Below are 3,386 nucleotides of genomic sequence, written 5' to 3' on the forward strand. Positions count from 1 at the left end.
TCGTCACCCTGTCCGTGCTCTTCTTCGATTCGCTGATCGGCTACACGCTCGCCAAGTTCAAGTTCCGCGGCCGCGAGGTGGTGTTCATCGCCATCCTGACGACGCTGATGATCCCGACCGAGATGCTGGTAGTGCCCTGGTATCTGATGGCCAAGAATTTCGGCTGGCTGAACAGCTATTGGGGCATCATGTTTCCCGGACTGATGACCGGCTTCGGCGTCTTCCTGATGCGGCAGTTCTTCGCCGGCGTGCCCGACGACTACATCCATGCCGCGCGTATCGATGGGCTCGGCGAATTCGCGATCTGGTGGAAGGTGGCTTTGCCGCTGGTGACGCCGGCGCTGTCGGCCCTGGCGATCTTCACCTTCCTCGGCAATTGGACCGCCTTCCTCTGGCCGCTGATCGCCACAAATGACCGTGCGCTCTACACACTGCCGGTCGGCCTTGCCTCGTTCTCCGGCGAGTTCCTGACCGATTGGGAGCTGATCATGGCCGGTGCCACCATCGCGACGCTGCCGACGCTCGTCGTCTTCGTCATCTTCCAGCGCTACATCATCCGCGGCGTCGTGCTCGCGGGCCTGAAAGGCTGATTCTCGCATGAACGCGCTTACGCCCGACGCCCCTTCCGGCAGCGACGACCGTTTTCCGGCGCCGGTCTATGCCCGCACCGTGCTGGCGCCGGGCTTTGCCCATAGCCAGATGCATCATCTCGCCCATCTCCTGCGCCTGCACCGCGCCCATGGCGTCATGCTGGCCGAGCAGAGCCTGCTGACCCGCCCCGAGGCGGCGGCGATCTTTGGCGCTCTCGACATCGTGGAACGTGAACTCACCGGAGCCGAACCCGCCGCTTATACCGGCGAGCATGAGGACCTGTTCTTCTTCATCGAGACCAAGCTCGCGGCGCTGATAGGCAAGGACATCGCCGGGCGCCTGCATACCGGGCGCTCGCGCAACGATATCGACCACACCCTGTTCAAGCTCGCGCTGCGCGAGCGGCTCGACACGCTCGGCCTGCAGCTGCTCGACCTGATCACAACGCTGATCCGKCGCTCGCGCGAGGAGGCCGGCACGCTGATCCTCGCCTATACACACGGCCAGCCGGCCCAGCCTTCGACCTATGGCCACTATCTCGGCGCAGTGATCGAGGTGTTGCTGCGCGACGTGACCCGGCTGATGCAGGCGCGCGAGGTCGTCGACCTCAGCACGATGGGCGCAGCTGCCATCACCACGACAGGCTTCCCGCTCGACCGCGCCCGCGTCGCAGACCTGCTCGGCTTCCCCGATTTCCTGCGGAACTCCTATGGCTGCATCGCCTCGAGCGACTATACCGCCGGCGTCTATTCGGCCCTGCGGGTGCTGGCGCTGAATCTCGGCCGTTTCGCGCAGGACCTCGCCTTCTGGACCTCGTTCGAGGTCGGGCAACTGCGCTTCTCCGACGGCTTCGTGCAGATCTCCTCGATCATGCCGCAGAAGCGCAATCCGGTTCCCGTCGAGCATCTGCGCCTGATGGCTTCGCTCACCGGGGGCAAATGCGACGCGGTGCTGCTCGCCTTGCACAATACGCCCTTCACCGACATGAACGACAATGAGCACGAGGTCCATGGTCAGGGCTACGAAGCCTTCGTCATGGCCGAACGCGCGCTCAGCCTTCTCGGCGGGGTCTTCGCATCCGCCAAGGTCGACGAGACGCGGGCGCGGGCGAATATCGAGGCGTCCTACGCCACGATCACCGAGCTCGCCGACACGCTGGTGCGCCGCGAAAAACTGCCCTTCGCCATCACGCATCATGTCGCCGCCGCGATGGCAAAGCACCTGCAGGCGACCCGGCAGACCCTTGGCACGGTGCCCTATGCCGAGTTCGTCGCCTTGTTCCGCAAGGTCACCGACCGCGACCCGGTGTTGACCGAGGCCGAATTCCGCGAGGCCGTGACGCCCGAGTATTTCGTCTCGGTGCGGACCCTCCCAGGCGGACCGGCCCCTGCCGCGATCGCCGAAAGCCTCTCCCTCTACGAGGCACAGGCTGCAGAGGCGCGGGAGCTGATTGCCCGTCACGCTGCGCGGGACGCCGCAGCGGGCAAGACGCTGTCCGGCGCCATTGCCTCATTCTCCGCGCCGAAGGGACTTTGAGCCGATGGCCAGCGTTTCGCTCAGCAAGGTCGTCAAGCGCTATGGCGATGTCGGCATTGTCCACGGCATCGACCTCGAGATCGCCGATGGCGAGTTCATCGTCGTGGTCGGTCCTTCAGGCTGCGGCAAGTCGACAACACTCAGGATGATCGCCGGGCTCGAGAGCCTCAGCGACGGCACGATCTCGATCGGCGGCCGCGTCGTGAACACGCTGGAGCCCAAGGACCGGAACATCGCGATGGTGTTCCAGAACTATGCGCTCTACCCGCATATGACGGTGCACCGGAACATCGCCTTCGGCCTCTACGCTGCAAAACTGCCGAAGGCCGAGATCGACCGCAAGGTACGCGAAGCGGCCGCGCTGCTTGGGCTGACCGACCTGCTCGAACGCCGGCCTAATGCGCTCTCCGGCGGCCAACGCCAGCGCGTCGCCATGGGCCGCGCCATCGTGCGCGATCCCACCGTCTTCCTGTTCGACGAACCGCTCTCCAATCTCGACGCCCAGCTGCGCGGCCAGATGCGCACCGAGATCAAGCGGCTGCACCAGTCGATCGGCACCACGATCGTCTATGTGACGCATGACCAGATCGAGGCGATGACTCTCGCTGACAGAATCGTGATCATGCGCGACGGACGGATCGAGCAGGTCGGCACGCCGCTCGACGTGTTTCACACCCCTGCGAGCGCCTTTGTTGCCGGTTTCATCGGCACGCCGACGATGAACCTGCTGGAGGTCTCCGTGGTCCAGCAGAACGGGATGCCCGCGCTGGCGTTGGAGCCCGGTGGCGCGGCGCTCACTCTCGCCCCTGACGCGGGCGCGCGCCTCGGCGACCGCAGCACGGTTTTGATGGGCCTGCGGCCCGACAATCTCACGGTCGAGCCGCTCGATGCACCCGACCTCACCTCCGCGGGGCGGCAGAAGCTCAATGCCACGGTGGTCGTAGCCGAACCCCTCGGCGTCACGACGCAGGTCATCGTCAAGCTCGCCGGCCGCGAAGTGGTCGGCATGGCTGATGGCCGCTTCGTACCTGCCGCCGGAGCGGCAGTGAAACTCGCATGCGATCTCGACCGGCTACACCTGTTCGATGCGGAGACGCGGCTGCGCCTTTCCTAGGTGTTTGATCCCGGGCTTTGATGGTGCAGTCTTTTCGCGTGAGTGGAAGGAGGCGCTATGGGCCAGGTTCACCATGGGAGCGCCACGACGACAGAGGCGGTTCGTCGAGCGATACAGCATAGTCAAGAGAGCCTGAGGGCTCTGG

The 3,386-nt window shown here is 65.2% G+C and carries 3 protein-coding genes; all 3 read left to right on the forward strand.

Going from position 1 to position 3,386, the window contains the following annotated elements:
- Positions 1–590 (forward strand): carbohydrate ABC transporter permease (locus tag AC1DRP_RS35740; RefSeq protein ID WP_476771040.1); only part of this gene is annotated, 590 nt, incomplete at its 5' end.
- A 7-nt stretch (positions 591–597) separates the two neighbouring features.
- The gene (argH, locus tag AC1DRP_RS35745; protein WP_441507828.1) at positions 598–2,127 is read left to right on the forward strand and encodes an argininosuccinate lyase; all 1,530 of its coding nucleotides are present in this window, start codon (positions 598–600) and stop codon (positions 2,125–2,127) included.
- 4 nt (positions 2,128–2,131) lie between these two features.
- Positions 2,132–3,241: an ABC transporter ATP-binding protein gene (locus tag AC1DRP_RS35750; protein ID WP_441507827.1), complete on the forward strand. Its 1,110-nt coding sequence runs from the start codon at positions 2,132–2,134 to the stop codon at positions 3,239–3,241.
- Positions 3,242–3,386 lie beyond the last annotated feature (145 nt).

This window comes from Allobosea sp. 01N443 (genome assembly GCF_056399325.1).